The organism is Methylocaldum sp. RMAD-M (assembly GCF_017832375.1).
Classification (GTDB): domain Bacteria; phylum Pseudomonadota; class Gammaproteobacteria; order Methylococcales; family Methylococcaceae; genus Methylocaldum.
The window spans coordinates 46,174-69,169 of the sequence record NZ_JAFIBZ010000021.1 but is presented as its reverse complement, the minus strand read 5'-3'; the positions used below and the strand labels follow the sequence as shown (position 1 = coordinate 69,169).

Here is a 22,996-nt window from a genome sequence, read left to right as displayed (position 1 = left end):
GCCATTCTCAAACGAGCGGTTTCGTTCCTCGATGCGTGCCAAGCCGACCTTGACGCAAGTTGAAGGCGCCGTCTATGCGGCGATCAAGGCCGGTGACGAAATCGACCTGCAAAGCCTTGTCGTGCGCCGGCTTGAACTGGCGGCGATCATAGATGCCATGCCTCGGGTGCTGAAGCAGTTGACCGACGAACTGACCCCGCTTGCTCAGGCCGTGGGGTTTGCTGCAAATCGTGTGATCGATCTTCCGGAAGAGAAAGCGCATTGCGAACTCGTTGAAAAAGTGACTGCCCTGAGTGCAGCCGGCGACAGCGATAAGACAATGCGCGAAAAGCTCAATCTCTCGCCGCCCGAATTGGACCTGGCGTTGGGGCGGGCATGACGGGAGGAATTCATCGATGAACCTAAGACAGCGCTTGGCGCGCCTGGAGGCCGCGCGGTCGTTGCAAAACGTCGAGCCGCCGCCCACCGATTGGGATGCGCTGTTCGAGAAATTCATTCGTCATCTGCCGCCGGACGTGGCCGCCTGACATCGTTTATCGCCCTGCCACAGTTCCAGCGGTTCGGGTGCGGGCGGGTTGTCGGGCCCCTTGTGAGCTTCACCCATGCGCTGCTCGATGAATGCCTGAATCTCGCCGACCAAATGCGCCGGCACCCGCATGGTGACCGTCTCGCAGTTCCATTTCCGTTTCCGGCCGGCGCCGGACCGCTTCCCTCCGCGTGTCATGTTCGTACCTTGTGATTTCGTGACGGAATCAGTCTATCCCGACCATTTGATTCTGTCACGGAATCATTCAACCGTGCCGAACCTTGCATTCCACCGATTCTGGCCTAGGCTGAAAGGACCGCTCCCTCCGTTGGGTGATAAATTGCAAGCGGTAGCCCGGCTAAGGTGACGGGCGGGATCTATGAAAAAGAAAAGGAGAATGACCATGAGCAGCAACACCAATCCGACAGGATGTGGTTCCATCAACACGCAGGTGTACGAGTTCACCACAAGTGACGCGGGGAAAACGTCGGGCACGGCCTACGGCAATCTGCCGTTGGGCGACCCCAACGGCTCACAGGTGTCGATCAACGGCACCACCGACCTTTCCCAGATCATCGTTGGCAACAACGGGGCGTGTGTCATGTCGATCGTTTACCAGTACTTCGACGGGATCGCCCGCAAGTCGGCCATTTATGTCTTCGGCCAGGGGCCAAAGGGAATGGGGTCAGGGAGTCTCCACATGAGCTTCGTCACGTCGCAGGACACGCACACGTTGTCGCTGACGAGTTCGACCCCGTCGTGCCACGACGACAAATTCGAGGACATGAACGCCATCACGCAGATCACCTGGAAGTCGGATTAACCAGCGGTCCGAGCTGACCATCAACTTCTTGACGGAACAGTGAACTAGGACCTATACGTCGTATAGGTCCTACATGTCCTGAGTCATCATCGCCCGCGCATGCTCGTAGGAGTGGACCGCAAAGCGTGGCGCGCGCTTTTCGCGGCGCAGCTCGGGTGGATGCTCGATGCGACCGCCGATCTTACCGACGTTTGTTGATTTCAAAGGTCTTTTCAGCGGACCTTGACTCCCCCGACCCGCCCGGCGTCTGCTGGACGCACTACTAAACAGAAAGCGGACCCCGAACCCGTAAGCCTTGCGGTTTTTTTGCGCCTTGCGAAAGGCGAGCACCGATTTATGGTGCGGTCGATACGGTGAGATAAGCCGGGAAACCGGACGAATAAGCCGAGCAGTCTGTGTGCTGTAGTTGAGGCCGTGCCACCCTCATTCTGGTGGCGCTCGTTCAACTGGAGCAATTCACCATGTCAAACGAATCCCACACCACCCACGACCCCGCAAGCACGGCTGATGCGCTGGAAGAGGCGCGGGCCATGCTCGATTTGTTGCGATCGGCAGTTGCAGCGTCCGACGGCTGGACGCAGACAACGGTTTTCGGAGCAAACAAGCTGCTCGATGAAGTCGATTCCCGGATCGAGCGGGCCGAAAAGCTGATATTCGAACCGGTGGGATCAGATTGAAGGGGGAACTCATGAAAGCATCGCTCAAATCCGAATGCCAAGCCGTGGCGCACACGCTGGTCATGACAAGTACCATGCTGGCCGTTGTCGGTGCTGCAATAGACGATTATGTTGCACACGCTGAGGCTGAGCGAACCATGGATTTGCCAGACGTTGAAAGGGGCACGGGCTAGCGGAAATCGTTGGAGTGGCGCGAAACAGGTTGTTGGAATCCGCTGATTTCCTGGAGAGCATAAAAGAGCTTTTGCGTGATACGCCAAAACCCGCCGACGATTGATCGAATCATCGGCGCCTGGGGTAACCCCGCTTTAATCGAGTACGCGCCAGCGATTAGCGGACTTTATTACGTAATCCGCGACATCGCGCAGCGAGTCCAAAAGGCCGGCGAACTGATTAAGGAACTCCGGGATTCTGAGCGGGAGCTTGCCGCTTGCCGATCCTGAACGGGAAACCTTCGAGCGACAACCCGGTTCGCGAAAGCGGCCGGGTTTTTTGTTGCCGTGGCGAAATCAAATGGTCGTCACCGTGGCATTTTTGGAGCCTGGGAAGCAGGGGTCTTTAGAAGTGGATTTGAGTACTTTTTGAGTGCTCACCCCTGCCGAGTACCGGGAATCTGATCTAAGTTATTGAATCTATGGTGGGCGGTGCAGGGTTCGAACCTGCGACCCCTGCCGTGTGAAGGCAGTGCTCTCCCGCTGAGCTAACCGCCCGCCGGTCGATCGGTTCCTTGAAAAGATCACAATTTTCGCCGCGGCTGTCAATGCCCGGTAGGGCGTGTCTAAGCCGTTAAAGAAGCTCTGATTAAGTCCTTCGACAGGCCTGTCCTGAGCCGAGTCGAAGGGGCATGAACGGAATCCGCTTGTTCGGAGCTTCCTTAACGGCCCTTTCCAAGAAGGTTCGATCGTTCCACGCGGTTTTGATAGACTCCGCGCTTTTTTGTTCCGAGCCATGAGACGTCTTGCTTTACTGCCCCTGATCTTCTCCGCGGTGCTTGCCGCTTGTACCGGTGTTCCCCGTGGCGGCGTCCCTGCGTACCCGGCGTTGCGCGCCGATAAGACGGCCGTCCCGCCGACCGAGATTCACCGCGAAGGAAACCTGCTCCGCCTCGACTACGAAGGCTTCACGGTATGGATCGACTGCGAGAGGCGCGGCGCGGTGAAATTCCGCTACAACGCCCAGCGCGACGACGGCAGCGAGCCTCGCGCCGACCACTTCAAGATTGATCCCTACGTGCCGAAGGAATGCCAGCAAACCAGCGCGAAGGGTTACGGCCACGGCTACGACCGCGGGCACCAGGTTCCGGCCAACCATCTCGATGCTTCGGCGGTGGCGATCCGGCAGAGCAACTTCATGACCAATATCCTGCCGCAGACTTCCCAGATGAATCGCGGTGCATGGAAGCTCACCGAGGAAATCGTCGAGTGCTATCGGGATATCGACGAGCTATTGGTGATCGGCGGGGTGATCTGGGGACACAATCCCGCCGACGACTATTTCGTGAAATCTCACGGCGTGAAAACGCCGGACGCTTTTTGGAAGGTGATCGTGCGCGGGGACGGCCGGGCTATCGCGTGGATCGTGCCGAACACGAAGGATGCGGTCGAAAAGGAACTCGACCGCTATCTCGTGACCGTTGCCGATGTCGAACGCCTGACCCGAGAGAAATTGCCGGTTGCCGGCGACGCACGGACCACGAAGCCGAAAGGGTCATGGGTAGTACCGATCGGGTGCGACAAGGGGTAGGGCGTCCACGGTGCGGCTCATTATATTTCGTCAGCTCCCATGCTCCCGCTTGGGAGCTATATCGGGAAGCTCTGGCTTCCCGAAACCGGACGCGCGCTGAGAAGCAGGAGCTTCTCAAGACGGGTTCCCAAACGGGAGTTTGGGAACCAGCACACCAGATGGATTTCCGGGATTCCTTAGTTGTCCCGGCTTACTTTTGCGACACCCTGCCGTGTGCCGATTGTTATGCCATTCACTTTTTATTGACGCCTTCCCGTCCATCGATTAACCTGCCGACCGCTTCAGGTGTCCCGGCGAGCTCTACGGCCGGGATTAAACGGGAAGCCGGTGCGTTCCTGACTCATGAGGAACAAGGCCGGCGCTGCCCCCGCAACGGTAAGCGAGTTGAGGAACAGCACAATGCCACTGCGCTTTTAGAGCGCGGGAAGGCGCTGTTCCGGGGAGGACCCCCGCTCGCGAGCCCGGAGACCGGCCTGAAGCCAGGTCGGCATCGCGGAGGGCGACGCCTGGATGGCCTTTACCTAGGACAGGACTTATGCATTCAGCTCCTTCTCCAGACGGGAGGGGGAACTCTAAGCGCTTCCGGTAAATCCTGTAGAAATACATCCTTGTATTTCACCCCGCAGGGCAAGCCTCCGGTCGTTTGATCGGCCTCCCGGACTAATGCGTCCGCGGCTTCCTCCGTGTGCTTTGCGCAATCCTATCCCGCGCGGGTGTGCTCGGGGGAAGTCATCGAACATGAAAATCGAAAACCGCTGCCTAGAGGCGGCATTGCTGTTTTTTTGTCTGCCGTCGGTCCGTGCCGACGATGCCTATCTTTCCCGGCTCGAAACCGTTACCGTTACCGCCACTCGAACGGAGCGGAGCGTCGAGGAATCGCTGGCCTCGGTCACCGTCATCGACCGCGACGAAATCGAGCGCCGGCAGGCGCAGTCCGTGCAGGAGGTCCTGCGTGGCGTGCCCGGCCTGTCGATCGCCAACAACGGCGGTCTGGGAAAGTCCACTTCGGTGTTCCTGCGCGGAACCGAATCCGGTCATGTGCTGGTACTGATAGACGGCGTCCGCGCCGGATCGGCCACTACCGGAATCACGGCCTTCCAGGACATCCCCATCGACCAGATCGAACGCATCGAGATCGTCCGTGGGCCGCGCTCCAGCCTGTACGGTTCGGAGGCGATCGGCGGGGTGATCCAGATCTTCACCCGCAAGGGCGGCGAGGGTTTCAAGCCTTACCTGAGTTTCGGCGCGGGCAGCCATTCGATGTACAAGGCTACCGGCGGCGTATCCGGGGGCAACGACCGGGCGTGGTACAGCCTGAACGGTTCGCGTTTGGAAACGCGCGGCTTCAACGCATGCGCCGGGCGGCCTTTCAGCTTGGGCGGCGGGGGCTGCTTCACCCATCAACCCGATGACGACGGCTATCGCAATACCTCGGGCAGCGCTCGCGCCGGCTACCGCTTCGACAACGGCCTGGAAATCGAGGGCAATCTGTTGCACGCGGAAGGCGAGAACGAGTTCGACGGCAATTTGCAGAACCGCTCGACCTTCGTGCAGCAAATGGTGGGCGGCCGCCTGAAATATTCGCCGTTTGAATTCTGGACCACGAGCCTCAGGGCAGGCCGCACCCTGGACGAGTCGGACAACTTCAGGGATCGGCGGTTCAGCAGCACTTTCGACACTCAGCGGGTCAACGTCACCTGGCAGAACGATTTCGCGTTGGCCGAGGGGCACCTTTTTACCCTGGGGCTGGACTACTACAACGATCAGGTCGACAGCACGACCGACTATGCCGTGGATTCGCGCGACGACAAGGCCGGTTTTGCCCAGTACCAGCTGACCTTGGGCGGATTCGACGCGGTATTGGGTACGCGCGTCGACGATAACGAACAGTTCGGCGTCTATCCCACCGGCAATGTGGCCTTGGGCTATGGCTTCGACAACGGCATTCGCCTGAGCGCGTCCTGGGGCAAGGCCTTCAAGGCGCCCACCTTCAACGAACTTTATTTCCCCGGTTTCGGCAATCCGATGCTCGAGCCGGAAACCTCGGAGAGCTGGGAAGTCGGAATCAGCGGACAGCACTGGGACGTGGCCTGGGCGCTCAACGGCTATCACACGGAGATCGACGACATGATCGCCACCGTGTGCGGCCAGGTAAGCTGCTTCGCCGAAAACCTGGACCGGGCGCGCATACTCGGCCTTGAAGCCCAGGCCTCGACTCGGCTGTGGGGCTTCGACATCGCGGCCAATTTGAGCCTGATCGATCCCGAAAATCTGTCCGAAGGAGCCAATAATGGCAATCGGCTGCCGCGCCGCGCGCAGACCATGTTCCGGTTCGACCTGGACCGCTCGGTCGGTCCGGTTCGGGTCGGAACGACCGTTTACGGCGAGGGCCGCCGTTTCGACGATGTGGCCAACACCCAGCGGCTGGCCGGTTACGTGACGGTCGATCTGCGCGCCAGCGTGGATCTGTATCGGGGCTTGTCTCTGGAGGGGCGGGTGGCTAATCTGTTGAACAAGCAGTATCAGACTGCCCGTTTTTTCTATCAGGACGACTTGAATTTCTTCCTGACCGTGCGCTACGCGCCGGATGCCCTGTAATTTCAGCTTTGTAGGGCGGATTAGGCGGTACCCTGCCTTAATCCGCCATTTTCCGGGATCGGCGGGTTACGCGAGGGAGCCTGTCCTGAGCTAAGTCGAAGGGCCTGTCCTGAGCCTGTCGAAGGGCTAACCCGCCCTACATTCCGGGAGCGACTTTTACGACATCCTCGTCGGGGATGAGCGCCCGGCACAACTAACTACAACCATGGAGATCCGACATGCATGACACGACATCGAAGAACGTTTGGTCTATCGCCCTGGGGCTGGCCGTACTCATGGCCGCTACCCGCAGCCACCATTTCGCGAGCATCACTCATTTGCCCGACGCGTCGTGGGCGGTCTTCTTCCTCGCCGGTTTCTATCTGCGCTCGGTCTGGGCTTTCCCGGCCTTGCTCGGGCTGGCTGTGGTCAGCGATTACGTGGCCATTACTTGGTTGGGCGTCAGCGATTTCTGCGTCAGCCCGGCCTACGGATTCCTTTTGCCGGCCTACGCCGCATTGTGGCTGGCGGGCCGCTGGTACGCGCGCCGTTACCAGTTCCGGTTCTCCACCCTGCCGTTGCTGGCCTTGGCCCTGGTGACCGGTGCCGCAATCTGCGAACTCCTGACCAGCGGCGGTTTTTACTTCTTCTCCGGGCGTTTTGAGGAAACCAGCTTCGCCGAATTCGGCGCACGGCTGGCCCGATACTTCCCGCATGCGCTGGAAGGCATTGCGCTGTACATCACGGCGGCAATCCTGGTCCATCTGGCCTTCGGCTTGGCCAGACCTGGGCGGTCCGCTGAAGACGACGGACGTCAGGCGCACTGACGCAGGTCCCCCATGTCGGATTCGTCGCGAGAGGAACGCCACCGCCGGCGGATGGCGCGCAAGAAGGCGGTCGTCGACAGCGCCATCGCACTAGCCACGCTGGACAAGGGCCTGCTGTTGGTCCTCACCGGCAACGGCAAGGGCAAGTCCTCTTCCGCGTTCGGCATGGTCGCCCGCGCTCTGGGGCACGGCATGAAGGTGGGCGTGTGCCAGTTCATCAAGGGCCGTTCGGATACCGGGGAAGAGGCCTTCTTCCGGCGGCAACCGGACGTGGAATGGCGGGTGCTGGGCGAGGGTTTTACCTGGGAGACGCAGGACCTCGAACGGGATACCGCCGTCGCCCGCGAGGGCTGGGAAACAGCCCGCGCCATGCTCACCGATCCGGGTTATGGACTCGTGGTTCTGGATGAACTCACCTATCCCCTGAAATACGGTTATCTGGACATCGAGAGGGTGCTGATGGATCTTGCTGCGCGCCCGCCCATGCAGCACGTGGTGGTTACCGGGCGCGGCGCGCCGCAAGGGCTGATCGACGCCGCGGACACCGTGACCGAGATGCGCGATGTCAAGCATGCCTATGGGGCCGGCGTGCGGGCGCAAGCCGGCATCGATCTCTAATGACGGAATACCAATGACGGAACATCGCTACCCGGACGACGACCGTGTCGCGGTTTACCGGGTCATCCGGGAACGGCGCGACACCCGCCATTTCCGCCCCGGCGCGATCGATCCGGCGGTATTGCAGCGGCTGCTCGAAGCCGCTCGCTTCGCTCCCTCCGTGGGTTACATGCAGCCCTGGCGATTCATACGCATCACCGATCCGTCGCTTCGCCGCGCCATCCATGCTTTGGTAAGGGCGGAATGCGAAGAGACCGCCGCGGCCTGCGGCGAGCGGGCGGAAGAGGTGCGGCGCCTGAAGCTCGAAGGCATCCTGGAGTGCGGCGAACTGCTGGTCGCAGCGCTGACCGAGGGACGCGAACGTTATATTCTGGGCCGGCGCACGCTGCCGGAGATGGATTTGTGTTCGGTCGCCTGCGCCATTCAGAACCTGTGGCTCGCCGCTCGCGCGGAAGGGCTGGGGATGGGCTGGGTCTCGCTGTTCGAACCGGACGAATTGGCCCAATTGCTGAATCTGCCGGAGGGCGCCCGGCCGGTGGCGGTGCTCTGCCTGGGGCATGTGGACGCCTTCTATCCGGAACCCTTGCTGGAAACGGTAGGCTGGGACACGCGCCGCCCGGCGGAAGAGACCGTTTTCGAGAACGGCTGGGGCCGACCCGCGAAGCTGCCTAAGAGGGTGTGTGAGAAGCGTAGCGAGCGGCCCGAGGGCAAGGAGCCCGGAGCGCAGAAACCGGAGTGTACGAGTGGTACATGAGGACTTCGAGCACCGCGCGACGCCGCCATCGGGTCGCGCAGTAGCTTCTCACACACCCTCTAAGCCATGAGCCGCTGTCCCGCTCTCTTGATCTCCGCGCCCGCCTCGGGCCAGGGCAAGACCACCGTCACGGCGGGTCTCGCCCGGCTGTACGCCCGCCAGGGCCGAAGGGTACGGGTGTTCAAGACCGGGCCCGACTTCCTCGACCCGATGGTGTTGGAGAAGGCGAGCGGCGCGCCGGTTTATAACCTCGACCTATGGATGTGCGGCGAATCTCATTGCCGGCGCCTATTGCACAAAGCGGCCGGCGACGCCGATCTGATCCTGGTCGAAGGCGTCATGGGGCTTTACGACGGCACATCCTCCAGCGCCGATCTCGCGGTTTTGTTCGGCATTCCCGTCCTGGCGGTGATCGACGCTTCCGCGATGGCCCAGACCTTCGCCGCCATCGCTCACGGCCTTTCTACCTTTCGCGAAGGATTGCCGTTTTCGGGCGTGCTGGCCAACCGGGTCGGCAGCGCGGGGCACGCGGAACTGTTGCGCGCCGCCTTGCCCGATCCTGCCGTCTGGCGCGGGGCCTTGCCGCGCGAGGCGGATTTCGCGTTGCCGGAGCGCCATCTGGGCCTCCATTGCGCGGAAGAAATCGCCGACCTCGAAGCCCGTATCGACGCCGTGGCCGATGCGCTGGAAGGTACGCCGCTGGCCGAATTGCCGCCGCCGGCGGAGTTCTCGTCGATCGAATCCGAAGTTCCAATCGGCCCGCTGGCAGGCGTAACGATCGCGGTGGCGCGCGATGCCGCCTTCTGCTTTCTATATCCGGCCAATCTCGATACCTTGCGCGCCCTGGGCGCGAACCTGGCGTTCTTTTCGCCGCTGGCGGATAGCGCTTTGCCCGAAGCCGATGCCGTCTGGCTGCCGGGCGGCTACCCGGAACTGCACCTCGACCGGCTGGCCGCCAACCGGGCCATGAAGGAAGCGCTGCGCAGCCACCATTCGGCGGGCAAGCCCATCCTCGCCGAATGCGGGGGCCTTTTGTATCTCCTGGAAACGCTTGCCGATTCCCAAGGGTATCAGGCCGAGATGGCAGGGCTGCTGCCCGGCCGCTCCGTCATGCAGACGCGGCTGGCCAATCTGGGGCTGCACGGGCTGGAGCTGCCTGAAGGTAGCCTGCGCGGTCATACCTTTCATCATGCCCGGGCGGAGGTGGATCTCGCGCCCTTCGCCAACACCTTTGCCGCGAAGGGCCACGGCCAGCCCGAAGCCGTTTACCGGGACAGGCGCTTGATGGCTTCCTTTTTGCATCTTTACTTTCCATCGAATCCCGCCGCCGTGGCGGCTCTTTTTGCGTCATGAATCCGAAACTGCTGCCGGAACGCATTGTCTGCCTGACCGAGGAAACCACGGAGACGCTCTATTTATTGGGCGAGGAACACCGCATCGTCGGCATTTCCGGATTTACCGTGCGGCCGCCGCGAGCGCGCAAGGAAAAGCCCAAGGTTTCCGCCTTCACCAGCGCCAAAATCGACAAGATCTTGGGTTTGCAGCCCGATTTGGTGCTGGGCTTTTCCAATCTGCAGGCGGATATCGCCCGCGACCTGATCAAGGCGGGCGTAACGGTGCACGTGTTCAACCACCGTTCGGTGGACGGGATTCTCGCCATGATCGGCACGCTGGGCGCACTGGTGGGGGTTGAGGACAAGGCGCGGGCCTTGATCGATAGCCTTAGCGCGCACATGGATACCGTACGTCGTGGCGCCGAGTCGCTGCCGGTCCGCCCCAGAGTCTATTTCGAGGAATGGGATCAGCCTCTGATCTCCGGCATTCTGTGGGTGTCCGAACTCATCGCGCTGGCCGGCGGAGAGAATGTCTTCGCCGAACTCGCCGCCCAGCCGCTCGCCGGCAGCCGCATCATCCAAGATCCGCAGGAGGTGGTCCGGCGCGCGCCGGACATCATCGTCGGCTCCTGGTGCGGGAAGAAGTTCCGGCCGGAGCAAGTCGCTGCACGCGCCGGCTGGGAGACAATTCCCGCAATGCGCGACGGGGAACTCCACGAAATCAAATCCAGCGATATCCTTCAGCCCGGTCCCGCGGCATTGACCGACGGGCTGGACCAACTGGCCGGCATCGTCCGGCGCTGGGCGGAGAATCGGGCATGACCGCGATCCTGGCCGTGGCCGCCGTGCTGCTGGATGGGCTCTTGGGCGAACCCCGCCGTTTTCACCCCCTGGTGGGTTTCGGGCGGCTGGCGGAAGCGCTGGAAGCCCGGTGGAATTCCTCGCTCGGACGGCAGGGAATCCGTGCACGATTTTTGGGCGTTATTGCGGTTTTGCTGCTGACGGCTCCGTTCACAGTGTTTGCAGCCTGGCTGGAATCGATTCCCATATTCGGCGCCGCGTTCGGCGTTTTGGCGCTGTACGTCGCATTGGGCCTCAAGAGTCTAGGCGAACACGCGGGGGCTGTGCGGGATGCGCTCGCGGCCGGCGATTTGTTCGAGGCGCGGCGGAGGGTGGGGTATATGGTGAGCCGCGACACCGGCGACATGAAATCCGGCGATGTCGCGCGGGCCGCCGTCGAATCTGTGCTGGAGAATGGCAACGACGCGGTGTTCGGCGCGCTGTTCTGGTTCGCGCTGGGCGGCGCGCCCGGCGCGGTGCTGTACCGGCTGGCGAATACCCTGGATGCCATGTGGGGCTACAAGAGCGAACGCTTTTTTTACTTCGGCTGGGCGGCGGCGCGGCTGGACGATGCGCTGAATTATGTTCCGGCGAGGCTGGCGGCGCTGACCTATGCACTCTTGGGCGATGCTCGGCAGGCTTTGTATTGCTGGCGCACGCAGGCCGGTGGATGGGACAGCCCCAACGCCGGGCCGGTGATGGCGTCGGGCGCGGGGGCTTTGCGGCTCGCGCTTGGCGGACCGGCCCGTTATCGTGGCGAGTGGCATGCACGGCCAGCCTTGGGATACGGATATCCGCCCGGCGCGGCGGACATTCCCCATGCCGTGGCCCTGGTCCGGCGCGGAGCACGGCTGTGGCTGGCCTTGTTTTTTACGGGAGGATTGTTCGGTGCTTGAACACGGCGGTCGTTTGCGTGCCGCGGCTAGGCGGTATGGTATTCCCTTGTCCGACTGGTTGGACCTATCCACCGGCGTCAATCCCGCCGGGTGGCCCGTGCCCGCGGTTCCGGCCGAGGTTTGGGTGCGCCTTCCCGAAGACGATGACGGACTGGAGAGGGCCGCTTCGGCCTATTATGGCTGCGACAGCATTTTTCCCGTGGCGGGCTCCCAGGCGGCGATTCAGGCGCTGCCGGCGCTGCTCCATGCTAAGCGGGTGGGCGTCATCCACCCCGGTTATGCCGAACACGCCCATGCCTGGCGCCGCGCCGGCCACAAGGTGATCGGGGTTGCGCCCGAAACCATCGCCCGCGGTCCCGGTTCCACGCCCTGGGACGTGCTGGTGGCGATCAATCCAAATAATCCGACCGGCCATCGTTTCGCGCCGGAAATACTTCTGGCCTGGCAGGAGAGGCTCGCCGCGCGCGGCGGCTGGCTGGTGGTTGACGAAGCCTATATGGACCCTACGCCCGAATTCGGTCTCGCTGCCTACTGTCCGCGCCCGGGGCTCATCGTGCTGCGTTCCCTGGGCAAATTCTTCGGGCTGGCCGGCATCCGGGTGGGCTTCGTGCTGGCGGAACCGGAGCTGCTCGAACGCTTGGCGGCCCTACTCGGTCCGTGGACGGTGGCCGGCCCCTCGCGCTGGGTGGCTCGGGAGGCGCTGGCGGATAGCCGCTGGCAGGAAGCCGCCCGGCAGCGGCTGCCCGAAAACGCCCACCAGCTGGCGGATCTATTGGCTGCCGGCGGCCTCAAGTCCGCCGGCGGCTGCGCCTTGTTTCAATGGTGTCCCGGTATAAAAGCGGCTCGACGTCAGGAGGGGTTGGCCCGGCAAGGCATTCTGACCCGGCGGTTCGCCAATCCTCCGGGCTTGCGTTTGGGGCTGCCGGGGAGCGCCTCGGCCTCGGAGCGCCTGGCGATGGCCTTGCTCGCGAGATAAGCCGAATGAGCGAAGAAACGCGCCGCCAGGAATGTCCTGCTTGCCTGGCCGTGCACCCGACGCTGGGGCAACACCGTTACGGCGGCCGACCGCTGCCCTGCCTGATTTGGCGCTTCGGCTCGCACCGACAGGCGATTTCCTCGGCGGTGTCCGGCGGCGGCTTATCGGTTGTGGGGTGGATACTGAACGCGCAAGTGCCATCCGATTACCGCCGGACCGATCCCGCCGCCCACGTGGCCGAGATCGCCGCCGCCTGCGGCCTTGCCGGCTCCGGTGCCGGATTGCTCACCGCCTGCGATGTGCGCGGCTATCGGCGAGCGAGCGATGGCGAGGTCGCCGCCGACGCCACCGTGGGTATCGCTCAGCCGATATGGGCGGCGGCCGATGCGCCGTCGGGCGATTACCGGCCGGGCACCATCAACCTGGTGGTGCAATTGCCGGTTCGCTTGAGCGAGGCCGCCCTGGTCAATGCCGTCGCCACGGCGGCCGAAGCCAAGGCGCAGGCGCTGTGGCAGGCGCGCGTGCCGGGGACAGGCACGGCCACCGACGCGGTGTGCGTGCTCTGTCCGTCGGACGGCCCGGCGGAATCTTTCGCCGGCCCGCGTTCGGTGTGGGGCGGCAGGCTGGCGCGGGCAGTGTACGCGGCGGTGCTGGCCGGCCTGGAGGTGGATCTATGACGGCTCGTACACTGATGGTTCAGGGCACCACGTCCGACGCCGGCAAGAGCACGCTGGTCGCCGCCTTGTGCCGCTTGTTGGCCCGGCGCGGCGTGAGAGTCGCGCCGTTCAAGCCGCAGAACATGGCGCTGAACAGCGCCGTCACCGAGGACGGCGGCGAGATAGGCCGCGCCCAGGCAGTACAGGCTCGGGCGGCTGGATTGGAACCTCACACCGACATGAACCCGGTGCTCCTGAAACCCAATACCGACACGGGCGCCCAGGTCGTCGTCCAGGGCAGGGCCATCGGCAATCTGGACGCTCAGGACTACCATGCCTACAAGCGCATCGCCCGCCGCGCGGTGCTGGAATCCCACGAAAGACTCGCGGCCCGGTTCGATGCCATCGTCGCGGAAGGCGCGGGTTCGCCGGCAGAAATCAATCTGCGGGAAGGCGACATCGCGAACATGGGTTTCGCGGAAGCCGTGGACTGCCCGGTGATTCTGATCGCCGACATCGACCGGGGCGGCGTGTTCGCCCATTTGGTCGGCACTCTTGCGCTTCTATCGGAAAGCGAACGGGCGCGGGTGGCCGGCTTCGTCATTAACCGCTTCCGCGGCGACATCGCTCTGCTGCAACCGGGGCTGGACTGGCTGGAGCGGGAGACCGGCAAGCCGGTTTTGGGCGTACTGCCTTATCTCCACGGTCTGCATCTGGAGGCGGAAGATGCGATCGAATCCGGACAGAGAGGCGCGAGCGCCGGGGCTCTGCGGGTGGTCGTTCCGGTCACGCCGCGGATCAGCAATCACACCGATTTCGATCCGCTACGCCTGCATATGCAGGTCGACCTTCGCTTCGTATATCCGAGCGAGGCGCCACCTCCCGCGGACCTCGTGATCCTGCCCGGCTCCAAGAGCGTGCGCGCCGACCTATCGTTCCTGCGCACAACCGGCTGGGAGGCTTATCTTCGGCGCCATCTGCGCTATGGCGGTAAACTGCTCGGCATTTGCGGCGGTTTTCAAATGCTCGGACAAGAGATTCACGATCCTTTGGGCCTAGAAGGCGAGACAGGTTCCTGTGCCGGGTTCGGCTGGCTGGACCTGAGCACGGTGCTTGAGCCGGAAAAGCAGCTCCGCAATGTACGAGGCGAATTGACGCTGGAGAACGCGCCGGTGACGGGTTACGAAATTCATGCCGGCGTGACGAAAGGACCGGCGCTGGAACGCCCTTTCGCCCGGCTGACGGACAGAAACGACGGCGCGTGCTCGGCGGATGGGCAGATCATGGGGACCTATCTGCACGGATTGTTCGAGTCGACCGCCGCGACCGATGCCATTCTCCGCTGGGCCGGGCTGGCCGAGCCGGAAACCCCGGATTACGCCGCTATTCGGGAAGCGGAAATCGACCGTCTGGCGGATGCCGTAGGCGCCCACCTGGACATGAATGCGATCGATCGGATGTTGGACCTGAACCGGCAGGGAGTATACGCGTGAAGGAATTGATTCTGGGCGGGGTTCGCTCCGGGAAAAGCCGATTGGCGGAAAAGCGGGCGGTGGACAGCGGCCTGGCCGTGACCTATATCGCTACGGCACGAGTCGGCGACGAGGGCATGCGGCAACGGGTGGAAGACCATCGGCGGCGGCGCCCGCCCGATTGGGACCTGGTCGAAGAGCCGCTGGAATTGGCCGTAGCCTTGCGCGCCCGCGCGGCGGAAGGGCGCTGCCTGATCGTCGATTGTCTCACCCTATGGCTGACCCAGCTCTTGTGCGAGACCGACGCGGCGAGGCTTGCACGCGAGCGGGACGCTTTGATCGAAGTGCTGCCCGGTCTTCCGGGACACATCATTCTGATCGGCAACGAAACCAATATGGGCGTGCTGCCGCCGGGGGAACTGAGCCGCCGCTATTGCGACGAGGCCGGCCTGTTGCATCAGGCATTGGCGGGTGTCTGCGACCGGGTGATCCTGACCGTGGCGGGTCTTCCGTTGGTGTTGAAGGGGGAAAAACTATGACCGGGGACATTGCATGGCTGAAAGGACCGGTGGCTCAACCCGACGAGGAGGCCGCGCGCATGGCGGCGGAACGTCAGTCGACGCTCATCAAGCCGCCGGGCGCGCTGGGACGGCTAGAAGCGCTGGCGATCCGGCTCGCCGCCTGGCAGGGAACGTCCAAGCCTTCCGCCGACCGGGTGCGCATCGTCCTGTTCGCCGGGGATCACGGCGTGGCGGAGGAGGGCATATCGGCCTTTCCCCAGTCGGTCACGGCGGCCATGGTGCGCCAGTTCGCACAGGGCGGCGCGGCGGTGAGCGTGCTCGCCCGCACGCTCGGCGCGAATCTGGAGTTGATCGACATGGGCACGGTCGAGAATGCGGGTCCCGTAACCGGCGTGCTGGACCTCCGTCTCGGGCCGGGCACCGCCAATTTCGTGCGCGGACCGGCCATGACCGAACGCCAGTTGGCGCAGGCTCTCCGCGCGGGCCGTGATGCCGCCGAGCGCGCCCGCTCGGGCGGGGTTCAAATCTTCATCGGCGGCGAGATGGGCATAGGCAACACCACCGCCGCCGCCGCGCTGGCCTCGGCCCTGCTCGGCGAGACGGCCGAATCGCTGGCTGGTCCCGGTGCGGGTCTGGGCACGGAAGGCGTGCGGCACAAAGCCGAGGTGATTCGCCGGGCGCTCGCTCTGCATGGTCCGTATCTGGGCAATCCGCTGGAGGCCTTGCGCCGGCTCGGCGGTTTCGAAATCGCCGCCCTCGCCGGGGCCTTCGTCGCCTGCGCGCAGCAAGGTCTGCCGGTGCTGGTGGACGGATTCATCTGCACTGCGGCGGCTTTGACGGCGGAACGGCTGTGTCCGGGAGCCGCCGGCTGGTTTCTCTACGCCCACACTTCGGCGGAACCGGGGCATAAACGGATTCTGACGGCCCTGGACGGGAAGCCCTTGCTTGATTTGGGAATGCGCCTCGGCGAAGGCAGCGGAGCCGCCGCAGCGCTGCCCTTGCTGCGGCTGGCCTGCGCCCTGCACTCGGGTATGGTGACTTTCGAAGAGGCGGGGATTGCGGGAAAGGTATGACAATAAATACAGAGATTGACGGAATCACGCTAACCGCAGCGTCTGAGCCGGCACGGCTTGGCACATATGCGAGTCCTAACGCCGTCATTCCGGCAGGGATTGCCGGAATCTAGGTCACAAGGATGTGTTAGGTTGAGCATATGGAGAAACTTCCTTGTGTGTATATGCTTGCTAGCGGTCTTAACGGCACGCTTTATATCGGTGTCACCTCCAATCTGATCAAGTGCGTTTTCGAACATCGTCAGGAAACAATGGGTGGATTCACCAAACGTTACGGTACTCATGACCTGGTTTGGTACGAAGTCCACGAGACGACGGAAACGGCCTTTTTGCGGGAAAAGCAGCTCAAGAAATGGGATCGGCGCACAAAGCTGCGGCTCATAGAGCAGCAAAATCCGGAATGGCGAGATCTGGCGTTTGATTTGGTCAGTCCCTCCAATCGCAAAACGGTGTCTCCGGGAGCGCCGGAGCCACCCTTCCATGTACACTGGACCCCGGCAGTCCAATCGCAAACGGTGTCTTCGGGAAGGGCGTGGCCGGCGCTCCCGGCCAGGCCGTTTGCGATTGGAAGGGTCATCCCAGCGCTCCTGGGATGACCGTTTGCGATTGGAGCACCGAAGCCACCCTTCCCTGCCGGGGTGACGGCTGTTGTAGATGTCAATGTCCAAAGAGAGACGAATGGTCCACATCGACCTTCTGCGCCACGGCGAAACCGTGGGGGGCACGCGGTTTCGCGGCAGCCTGGACGATCCGCTCACCGACGAGGGTATCCGGCAGATGGAATGCGCCGTGGCAAACGCGGGACCCTGGGATGAGATCGTCACGTCGCCCTTGTCGCGCTGCGCCGCGTTTGCGGAAAGCTTGGCTTTAAAACTGAGGGTTCCCCTGGCAATCGACGAACGGCTCAGGGAGATCCATTTCGGCGACTGGGAGGGGCGCAGCTATGCCGAGCTGATGGCCACGGCACCGCTTGCGCTGACCCGTTTTCTCGGCGATCCCCTCCGGCACCCGCCGCCCGGTGCGGAGTCGGTGGAGGCATTCCGGGAGCGGACGCTCGATGCGCTTCGGGACCGGCTGACGCCGCACAACCTGGGTCGCCGTCTGCTGCTCGTCACCCATGGCGGCGTGATCCGCGTGATGCTCTGTCATGCGCGGCGATGGCCGCTCGCCCGTTTGCTCGAAATCGACGTGCCGCACGCCTCGCTGCATAGCCTCTGCGGGAGCGGGCAGCGTTGCGAGGAGGTGCGTCCATGAGCGAGCTCAGACCCCTTTTGATCGCTCTTCAGTTCCTGACCCGGCTGCCGGTGCGTCTGGATGCGCCGCCGGATGGTGCGGCGCTGGGCCGTTCGCTGCTGTTTTATCCCTTGGTCGGCTTGGGTCTGGGGCTGACGCTCGCGGTATTGGCCCAGTTCTTGACCGGGGTCGGCGGTTGGTTGCCTGCGGCGATCGTGCTGACGGTGTGGGTGGCCTTGACCGGAGCCCTGCATCTGGATGGACTCGCGGATAGCGCCGACGCCTGGGCTGGGGGCTTCGGCGACCGGGAGCGCACCCTCGCGATCATGAAGGACCCGCGCAGCGGCCCGGTCGCCGTGGTCGTGGTGGTGCTGGTTCTTCTCCTCAAGGCTGCCGCGCTGGAACCCGTCATGGCCCGGCACGACTGGACAGCCCTCGCGCTGGCGCCGCTGCTGGGTCGCGCCGCGCCGCTGCTGCTGTTTCTCAGCACGCCCTATGTGCGCCCCGGCGGTCTCGGTTCCGAGCTGGCGCGGCATCTGCCGCGCCGGGGCGGCACACTGGTGTTGTCCGCGACCCTTGTCGGCGTCCTGCTGACTGTCGGCGTACGCGGTACCTGGCCTTTGCTTGCAACCGGCGCCTTGTTTTGCTGGCTGCGGCTGTCGATGATCCGGCGCGTCGGCGGAACTACCGGGGACACCGCCGGAGCGACGATAGAACTCACCGAATGCGCGGTTCTGGTCGGCCTGGCTCTGGCCGGTGGTTAGGGGCGCATAGCGACCGGCGAACGCACCGGTGGAACGGCGCACTTCTTATTGTCTCGCCGGTCTCAGGAATGAAATCATCCGGCAAAGGAGGGCCGATCCATGCAGACTTTCCGCACCGCATTCATCTCGATGATCGCTTTGGCTGCCGCGACGGGCAGCGGCGGGGCGCAGACGTCCGGCGGGGCGGGCGCCTGTCCGCCGATCGAGACACGCCCGCCCAACGTGCCGGACCAGCGCCCGGCGTTTCCCGGCCAGACCCGAGCTTGCGCGATCGAATCGAATGTCGCTTTCGACGTCGTCGTGCTCACGAAAGGGCTGGAGAAACCGTGGGCCGTGGAACCACTTCCCGGCGGCGACTTGCTGGTCACGGAAAAGCCCGGCCGCATGCGGATCGTCTCGGCCAAGGGCGAACTGGGGCAGCCGATCGCCGGCGTGCCGGCGGTCGACGCGCGCGGCCAGGGGGGATTGCTCGACGTCGCGCTGAGCCCGAACTTCGCGGCCGACCGGACGATCTACTGGAGTTACTCCGAACCGCGGCGCGGCGGCAACGGCACCACCGTTGCCCGCGGCGTGCTGTCCCCCGACCGGCGGAGCCTGGACCAGGTTCGGGTGATCTTTCGGGCGCTGCCGACCTACGACGGCGACAAGCACTACGGTTCGCGGCTCGCCTTCGGTCCGGACGGCATGCTGTACGTGACGACCGGCGAACGCTGGGACGCGGAGACGCGCAAGTACGCGCAGCAGCTCGACAGCCATCTGGGCAAGGTCCTACGGATCAACCCGGACGGCTCGGCGCCGAAGGACAATCCCTTCGTCGGCCAGCCCAACGCGCTGCCCGAGATCTGGACGCTAGGCCATCGCAACATCCAGGCCACGGCCTTCGATCCGGAAGGACGGTTCTGGGTGGTCGAGCACGGCGCTAAGGGCGGCGACGAGCTGAACCTGATCGTCAAGGGCAAGAACTACGGCTGGCCGCTGGTAGCCTACGGCGAGGAATACTCGGGCGAGCCGATCCCCGGCGCGGTGACGGCCCGTCCCGGTTTCGAGCAACCCGTCTATTACTGGGACCCGGTGATCGCGCCGTCCGGCGCGCAGTTCTACACGGGCGATGCCTTTCCGGCGTGGCGCGGCAGTCTTTTTACCGGCAACCTCAAGGACGAGCGGCTGGTGCGCGTCGTCCTCGTGAACGACCGGGTGAAAGGCGAAGAGCATCTCCTGGCCGACCGGCGCCAGCGCGTGCGCGACGTACGGCAGGGTCCGGCCGGGGAATTGTATGTCGTCACCGACGAGAGCAACGGCGAACTGTGGAAGATCGTGCCGAAGCGATAAGGTCGCAGCGAACCACGCAAATCGGCAGACCGCCGCAAAAGGGTACGCTTCGCTGACCCGATCGGCCCAGCGCCAATTCGGACCGCGCCGCTCAATCATTCGGCCGCGGTGTGGCCTGACCTCTCATTGAAGCGTCGTCTCGTTGCAAACATTCGTGGAGGAATCTGATGATCGGATACGTAACCAATATCGAGCAGGATACGCTCGCAAACCAGGGCTACCGGCGCGTGCTCTACACCGGTCGAATACGCAACTGGTGCTGATGACGCTCCAGCCGGGCGAGGAAATCGGGCTCGAGACGCACGCGGGGCACGACCAGTTCATGCGCATCGAATCGGGACCCGGCGTGGCCGTGCTAAACGGCGAGGAGCACCCGTTGAGCGATGGCGTGGCGGTGGTGATTCCGGCGGGCGTCGAACAGAACGTGATCAATACCTCATCCGACCAGCCGCTCGGGCTGTACACGCGCTACAGCCCGCCCGAGCATCCCGACGGCACCGTGCACCGAACGAAGGCCGACGAGTCCGCAGAACACTGAGATCGGCATTCGAGTGCCGAGATGAGCACTGCCGGCCCCATCATCACCCTTTTGCCGGTTATAACCGGCTGCGGACCGATATCGCCGGCCGCGTGTTCGGGGGCGATGTCCTCAGCAATTGCCCGACCAATTGGCGCGCCTCGACCTGCGCATCCGCTATCGAGGCCACACGCTCGATTTGCATCTGACCCGCGACGCTCTAACCGTGCACGGACGCGAGCCCGGTATCGCGCCGATCCGCCTGGCATTCAAGGATGAAGTACACGACTTCCCCGGCGGCAGCACGCACGTTTTCAGGCTCGGCGGCGCGGGACAGTGACGGATAGGCACGCCGTCCGCACTCCGCGGGTAGGAGCGCTTTCAAAGCACAACATGAAGTCCGTGTCACACCGAGCAGTCCATGTTTCGATCAGTTTTCCTACTTTTTGCCGTTGCAATTTTGGCATTTTCGAGCGCCGCTCCTTCTGCGGAGGAGATGCGCGCCGATCCGGATAACTATAAGCGGCAGATTTCCCGCCTAAAACCCGGAGATATTTTGCTTTTCAGCCCGGGCGTTTATCGGCAGGGAATTTTCATCGATGGGCGCAACGGGAGACCCGGAAAGCCGATCACGTTGGCAGGGATCGGAGGGCGCCCGATATTTCTGGCGAGGCCCGGCCAAGACACCGTCGTGCTACACGACTCCAGCTATATCACGCTTCGCAATCTGGAAATCGACGGAAGGGGAGTGATGGTCAACGGCGTTCAGGCTTCGGGAAATTTCGCCCATCACATCGTCCTGGAAGATTTGCTCATCCACAATCTCGGGCGACATCAGCAGTTGGTCGCGATCTCATCGAAATGCCAGGCTTGGGACTGGCAGGTTCGCCGCAATATCGTGATCGGTGCCGGGACCGGCATGTACTTCGGAAATTCGGATGGGAATCATCCTTTTTGGGGCGGCCTGATCGAAAACAATCTCATCATGAACACGATCGGCTACAACCTGCAGATCAAGCATCAGAACCCGAGGCCCAGGCTTCCCGGAATGCCGCTGGAGCCGAGAGCCTCCGTCATTCGCCACAATGTGTTCAGCAAGGCGGCAGGCGGCTCGACCGGACCGGACGCGCGTCCCAATGTCCTGGTCGGCCATTGGCCCTTGCAGGGGCCGGGCAAGGACGACATATATCTGATTTACGGAAACTTCTTCTATGAAAACCCGAACGAGGCCCTGTTCCAGGGCGAAGGGCGAATCGCTTTATATTCCAATCTGTTCTACAACTCTCACGGAAACGAATTTCCAGCCATTGCCATTCAACCGCACAACGATATTCCGCGAAAGGTGAGAGTTTTTTTCAATACGGTCCTGCATCCCGGAACCGGGATTAGCGTCGTGCGTAAAGAAGGCGCCCGCGAATCGGATCAACAGATCGTCGGGAATGCGGTTTTTGCGGAAACTCCGATACGGGGCGGCATACAGGCCGAGAACCTCACGGCCGCTTATTCGGCTGCGCGGGACCACTTGCAGAGCCCCTTCGAGACCGTAGTTCGCCTGGGCCTTTTTCCCAAACCGGGCCGCTTGCAGCGGGAACGATTCGATCTGAACCGGTTTTCCGAGTTTCCGGACTTCGACCGTGACTTTAACGGGCTGAAAAGGGATGGCCGGTTCCGCGGCGCATACTCGGGCGCGGGGGGCAATCCGGGCTGGAGCCCTGCGCTCGAACTCAAGACGCCGGTGCGGTAAATTCCGGCCGTGCCTGACGGGGCAAGCGCTAGCGCACTTTGACCTTGACCACGGTGGAAAGGCCCGGCCGCAGTCGGCTCAGGTCGGTGCCGGGCCGGAACAGAATTTTTACCGGTATGCGCCTAACGATCTTGGTGAAGTTGCCGGTGGCGTTTTCCGACGGCAGCAGGCTGAATTCCGACCCGGAAGCCGGCGCGAAACTATCCACCGTCCCTTCGAACCGAATGTCGGGGTAGGCATCGACTTGGATGTCCACCGGTTGCCCCGGTTGCATGTGTCCGATTTGGGTTTCCTTGAAGTTGGCTTCCACGAAGAGCCCGTCGACCGGAACCAGATAGCCGAGTACGGTGCCGGGCTTCACGAGCTGGCCGACCTGCACGCTGCGATTGCCGATGATTCCGGCGAAAGGCGCCGTAATATGGGTGTTGGCAAGATCGATACGGGCCAGGTCCAGCGCGGCTTGAGCCGCCTGCAATCTGGCCCGGGTTTCACCGATCTGGGCGTCCAGGGAGGCCAACTGGCTTTCCGCTTCCAGCCGTGACGAACGGTATTTCTCCCGTTGCGCGGCGGCCTGCTTATAGGCGGCTTCGGCAACATCGCGGGTTTGGGCCGACACCGCGCCGTCCGCCGCCAAATGGCCGAATCGCTTCAAGTCCTTTCCGGTCCGTTCCAGGTCGGCTTCAGCGGCGGCGATGTTGGCTTCTTCCTGACGGATCTTGGCGCTCTGTGCGCGCATGTCGGTTTCCAGGGTCTGGATGCGAGCCGTTTCCACCATGACTTGGGCTTCCGCCTGGGCAACCCTGGCGCGGAAGTCGTGGTCGTCGATCACGACGAGAAGATCGCCCGGCATCACCTTCTGGTTGTCCTGGAACAAGACTTCCTTGACGTAGCCCGTCTCTTTGGGACTGATCAGGCTGATGTGCGCCTTGAGATAGGTGTTGTCGGTAGTCTCGAACGGATGGATCGCCTCGAGCCAATACACGATGCCGGCCGCAGTCGAAACGATGAGTGTCAGGAGGACGAGGATGGTTTTTGACGAGGGGAGGCGCATGGGCTTCGATTGCTGTACTACACGGTGTAGTTTAGTCTAGTCGCC

At 63.2% G+C, this 22,996-nt stretch carries 29 protein-coding genes, 1 tRNA gene and 1 riboswitch; of the genes, 26 read left to right on the top strand and 4 right to left on the bottom strand.

What is annotated here, in order from left to right:
• The first annotated feature begins 31 nt into the window (after positions 1-31).
• Positions 32-379 (top strand): hypothetical protein, encoded by a 348-nt coding sequence (locus JOD69_RS17705; RefSeq protein ID WP_086132748.1) that lies wholly within the window; start codon positions 32-34, stop codon positions 377-379.
• A 16-nt stretch (positions 380-395) separates the two neighbouring features.
• Positions 396-527: a hypothetical protein gene (locus JOD69_RS25115; protein WP_276205407.1), complete on the top strand. Its 132-nt coding sequence runs from the start codon at positions 396-398 to the stop codon at positions 525-527.
• Here JOD69_RS25115 and JOD69_RS17700 read toward each other — a convergent pair.
• The gene (locus JOD69_RS17700) at positions 500-724 is read right to left on the bottom strand and encodes a hypothetical protein (protein WP_077731397.1); all 225 of its coding nucleotides are present in this window, start codon (positions 722-724) and stop codon (positions 500-502) included. The genes JOD69_RS25115 and JOD69_RS17700 overlap by 28 nt on opposite strands.
• 205 nt (positions 725-929) lie before the next feature.
• Here JOD69_RS17700 and JOD69_RS17695 point away from each other — a divergent pair, with 205 nt between their 5' ends.
• A complete protein-coding gene (locus JOD69_RS17695; protein ID WP_077731396.1) occupies positions 930-1,349 on the top strand; it encodes a hypothetical protein in 420 nt (139 codons plus the stop codon).
• Positions 1,350-1,418: 69 nt separating this feature from the next.
• Here JOD69_RS17695 and JOD69_RS25110 read toward each other — a convergent pair whose 3' ends face one another.
• Entirely contained in the window at positions 1,419-1,553 is a 135-nt protein-coding gene (locus JOD69_RS25110) for a hypothetical protein (protein ID WP_276205406.1), read from the bottom strand.
• Positions 1,554-1,810: 257 nt separating this feature from the next.
• On the opposite strand from JOD69_RS25110, the gene JOD69_RS17690 reads away from it, so the two are divergent.
• The 3 genes from JOD69_RS17690 (at position 1,811) to JOD69_RS17680 (ending at position 2,469) form a co-directional block, all read left to right on the top strand.
• Positions 1,811-2,026 carry a hypothetical protein gene (locus JOD69_RS17690; RefSeq protein WP_086132749.1) on the top strand — a complete coding sequence of 72 codons (216 nt, stop codon included), beginning with the start codon at positions 1,811-1,813 and terminating at the stop codon, positions 2,024-2,026.
• Between the two features lie 11 nt (positions 2,027-2,037).
• Complete coding sequence (locus JOD69_RS17685; RefSeq protein WP_156881934.1) at positions 2,038-2,199, top strand: hypothetical protein; 162 nt, start codon at positions 2,038-2,040, stop codon at positions 2,197-2,199.
• A 75-nt stretch (positions 2,200-2,274) separates the two neighbouring features.
• On the top strand, positions 2,275-2,469 hold the full coding sequence (locus tag JOD69_RS17680) for a hypothetical protein (RefSeq protein WP_139840958.1): 195 nt from the start codon (positions 2,275-2,277) through the stop codon (positions 2,467-2,469).
• Positions 2,470-2,661: 192 nt separating this feature from the next.
• Here JOD69_RS17680 and JOD69_RS17675 read toward each other — a convergent pair.
• Positions 2,662-2,736 (bottom strand) — tRNA-Val (locus tag JOD69_RS17675).
• Between the two features lie 238 nt (positions 2,737-2,974).
• Between JOD69_RS17675 and JOD69_RS17670 the strand changes: the two genes are divergently transcribed.
• The 20 genes from JOD69_RS17670 (at position 2,975) to JOD69_RS17575 (ending at position 21,900) form a co-directional block, all read left to right on the top strand.
• Entirely contained in the window at positions 2,975-3,769 is a 795-nt protein-coding gene (locus JOD69_RS17670; protein ID WP_086132750.1) for a DNA/RNA non-specific endonuclease, read from the top strand.
• Between the two features lie 266 nt (positions 3,770-4,035).
• A riboswitch (cobalamin riboswitch) is annotated at positions 4,036-4,261 on the top strand.
• A gap of 246 nt (positions 4,262-4,507) precedes the next feature.
• A complete protein-coding gene (gene btuB, locus JOD69_RS17665) occupies positions 4,508-6,367 on the top strand; it encodes a TonB-dependent vitamin B12 receptor (protein WP_086132751.1) in 1,860 nt (619 codons plus the stop codon).
• Between the two features lie 218 nt (positions 6,368-6,585).
• Positions 6,586-7,173 (top strand): hypothetical protein, encoded by a 588-nt coding sequence (locus JOD69_RS17660; RefSeq protein WP_086132752.1) that lies wholly within the window; start codon positions 6,586-6,588, stop codon positions 7,171-7,173.
• A 12-nt stretch (positions 7,174-7,185) separates the two neighbouring features.
• Positions 7,186-7,791 (top strand): cob(I)yrinic acid a,c-diamide adenosyltransferase, encoded by a 606-nt coding sequence (gene cobO / locus JOD69_RS17655; protein ID WP_077731376.1) that lies wholly within the window; start codon positions 7,186-7,188, stop codon positions 7,789-7,791.
• A gap of 13 nt (positions 7,792-7,804) precedes the next feature.
• Positions 7,805-8,545, top strand: coding sequence for a 5,6-dimethylbenzimidazole synthase (bluB, locus tag JOD69_RS17650; RefSeq protein ID WP_086132753.1), 741 nt, complete (start codon positions 7,805-7,807; stop codon positions 8,543-8,545).
• 66 nt (positions 8,546-8,611) lie between these two features.
• Complete coding sequence (locus tag JOD69_RS17645; protein WP_086132754.1) at positions 8,612-9,898, top strand: cobyrinate a,c-diamide synthase; 1,287 nt, start codon at positions 8,612-8,614, stop codon at positions 9,896-9,898.
• Entirely contained in the window at positions 9,895-10,701 is an 807-nt protein-coding gene (locus JOD69_RS17640; protein ID WP_086132755.1) for a cobalamin-binding protein, read from the top strand. Before JOD69_RS17645 ends, JOD69_RS17640 begins: the two co-directional genes overlap by 4 nt.
• Positions 10,698-11,615 carry an adenosylcobinamide-phosphate synthase CbiB gene (gene cbiB / locus JOD69_RS17635; protein WP_086132756.1) on the top strand — a complete coding sequence of 306 codons (918 nt, stop codon included), beginning with the start codon at positions 10,698-10,700 and terminating at the stop codon, positions 11,613-11,615. Before JOD69_RS17640 ends, cbiB begins: the two co-directional genes overlap by 4 nt.
• Positions 11,608-12,591: a threonine-phosphate decarboxylase CobD gene (gene cobD, locus JOD69_RS17630; protein ID WP_210024093.1), complete on the top strand. Its 984-nt coding sequence runs from the start codon at positions 11,608-11,610 to the stop codon at positions 12,589-12,591. The genes cbiB and cobD overlap by 8 nt, the downstream gene beginning before the upstream one ends.
• 5 nt (positions 12,592-12,596) lie before the next feature.
• Positions 12,597-13,268, top strand: a complete 672-nt coding sequence (locus JOD69_RS17625; RefSeq protein WP_086132758.1) for an adenosylcobinamide amidohydrolase — start codon at positions 12,597-12,599, stop codon at positions 13,266-13,268.
• Positions 13,265-14,740, top strand: a complete 1,476-nt coding sequence (locus tag JOD69_RS17620) for a cobyric acid synthase (protein WP_210024092.1) — start codon at positions 13,265-13,267, stop codon at positions 14,738-14,740. The genes JOD69_RS17625 and JOD69_RS17620 overlap by 4 nt, the downstream gene beginning before the upstream one ends.
• Positions 14,737-15,258, top strand: coding sequence for a bifunctional adenosylcobinamide kinase/adenosylcobinamide-phosphate guanylyltransferase (cobU, locus tag JOD69_RS17615; RefSeq protein ID WP_086132760.1), 522 nt, complete (start codon positions 14,737-14,739; stop codon positions 15,256-15,258). The genes JOD69_RS17620 and cobU overlap by 4 nt, the downstream gene beginning before the upstream one ends.
• Positions 15,255-16,313 (top strand): nicotinate-nucleotide--dimethylbenzimidazole phosphoribosyltransferase, encoded by a 1,059-nt coding sequence (gene cobT / locus JOD69_RS17610; protein ID WP_086132761.1) that lies wholly within the window; start codon positions 15,255-15,257, stop codon positions 16,311-16,313. Before cobU ends, cobT begins: the two co-directional genes overlap by 4 nt.
• A gap of 140 nt (positions 16,314-16,453) precedes the next feature.
• Positions 16,454-16,909, top strand: coding sequence for a GIY-YIG nuclease family protein (locus JOD69_RS17605; protein WP_210024091.1), 456 nt, complete (start codon positions 16,454-16,456; stop codon positions 16,907-16,909).
• Between the two features lie 82 nt (positions 16,910-16,991).
• On the top strand, positions 16,992-17,567 hold the full coding sequence (cobC, locus tag JOD69_RS17600; RefSeq protein ID WP_086132995.1) for an alpha-ribazole phosphatase family protein: 576 nt from the start codon (positions 16,992-16,994) through the stop codon (positions 17,565-17,567).
• Positions 17,564-18,310 (top strand): adenosylcobinamide-GDP ribazoletransferase, encoded by a 747-nt coding sequence (locus tag JOD69_RS17595; RefSeq protein ID WP_086132994.1) that lies wholly within the window; start codon positions 17,564-17,566, stop codon positions 18,308-18,310. The genes cobC and JOD69_RS17595 overlap by 4 nt, the downstream gene beginning before the upstream one ends.
• A 99-nt stretch (positions 18,311-18,409) precedes the next feature.
• Positions 18,410-19,639 carry a PQQ-dependent sugar dehydrogenase gene (locus tag JOD69_RS17590; RefSeq protein WP_086132993.1) on the top strand — a complete coding sequence of 410 codons (1,230 nt, stop codon included), beginning with the start codon at positions 18,410-18,412 and terminating at the stop codon, positions 19,637-19,639.
• A gap of 262 nt (positions 19,640-19,901) precedes the next feature.
• Entirely contained in the window at positions 19,902-20,177 is a 276-nt protein-coding gene (locus JOD69_RS17585; protein ID WP_240506759.1) for a cupin domain-containing protein, read from the top strand.
• A 118-nt stretch (positions 20,178-20,295) separates the two neighbouring features.
• Positions 20,296-20,496, top strand: a complete 201-nt coding sequence (locus tag JOD69_RS17580) for a glycosyl hydrolase family 65 protein (protein ID WP_086132992.1) — start codon at positions 20,296-20,298, stop codon at positions 20,494-20,496.
• A gap of 81 nt (positions 20,497-20,577) precedes the next feature.
• Complete coding sequence (locus JOD69_RS17575; protein WP_210024090.1) at positions 20,578-21,900, top strand: hypothetical protein; 1,323 nt, start codon at positions 20,578-20,580, stop codon at positions 21,898-21,900.
• 28 nt (positions 21,901-21,928) lie between these two features.
• Here the strand turns inward: JOD69_RS17575 and JOD69_RS17570 are convergent, their stop codons facing one another.
• The gene (locus tag JOD69_RS17570; protein WP_086132990.1) at positions 21,929-22,951 is read right to left on the bottom strand and encodes an HlyD family secretion protein; all 1,023 of its coding nucleotides are present in this window, start codon (positions 22,949-22,951) and stop codon (positions 21,929-21,931) included.
• Positions 22,952-22,996: the final 45 nt, after the last annotated feature.